General features: G+C 60.0%; 1 protein-coding gene. It reads left to right on the forward strand.

Features of this window, described 5'->3' with window-relative positions; all coding sequences use genetic code 11:
- Positions 1-23 precede the first annotated feature (23 nt).
- A protein-coding gene (locus tag ACSQ3F_RS29330) for an IS5 family transposase (protein WP_436103675.1) occupies positions 24-821 on the forward strand; the annotation gives its coding sequence in 2 pieces (ribosomal slippage) (positions 24-411 and positions 411-821; 799 coding nt annotated over the 2 pieces). This gene is flagged as partial in the annotation.

An 821-nucleotide genomic window follows, 5' to 3' on the forward strand; every position in this document is an offset into this window, starting at 1 on the left:
GATTCGATGAGGGCATGGACGCGATGTGGACGAAGGCTAACCGAGGGAAATACAATCGAGATTGTCTGCGCTATCCGAGCGATTTGACGGATGCGGAATGGGCGCTGGCTGAACCCTTGATTCCGCCTGCCAAGCACGGCGGTCGCAGGCGTGAGGTCGATGTCCGGGAGGTTCTCAACGGCCTGCTTTATGTTCTCAGCACGGGTTGCCAATGGCGGGCAGTGCCGAAGGACCTGCCGCCGAAGAGCACGCTGTTCAGCTATTTCGACCTGTGGAACTGGGACGGCACGCTCGGCCGCATTCATGAGGAACTCTACGTGAAATGCCGTGAGGCGATGGGCCGCGAGGCCAGTCCGACGGCGGCAATCATGGACAGCCAGAGCGTCAAAGGCGCTGAAAAAGGGGGCGCTGCATTGACCCGGGCGGGTATGATGCGGGGAAAAAGATCAAAGGCAAGAAACGCCATATCCTTGTCGATACGGTAGGCCTTCTGCTGCATGCGCTGGTTCATCCGGCCGACATCCAGGACCGCGACGGTGGCGTGCTGGTTCTGAAGACGCTGTTCGGGCGCTATCCGTTCTTGAAGAAACTGTTCGCCGATGGTGGCTATCAGGGGCCTGTCTTCGCCAAGGGACAAAAGAAGGCAATGCCAGGACTTGCGACCGCGATCGTCAAGCGCTCCGACACCGCCAAGGGTTTTGAGGTTCTGCCGAGGCGCTGGGTGGTCGAACGGACGTTCGCATGGCTGGGTCGATGCCGCAGGCTGGCCAAGGATTTCGAAAATCTGTCGCGCAACGCGCTCGCCTTCCTCAAGCTGGCGT

Source organism: Pararhizobium sp. LjRoot238 (genome assembly GCF_964252955.1).
Classification (GTDB): domain Bacteria; phylum Pseudomonadota; class Alphaproteobacteria; order Rhizobiales; family Rhizobiaceae; genus Pararhizobium.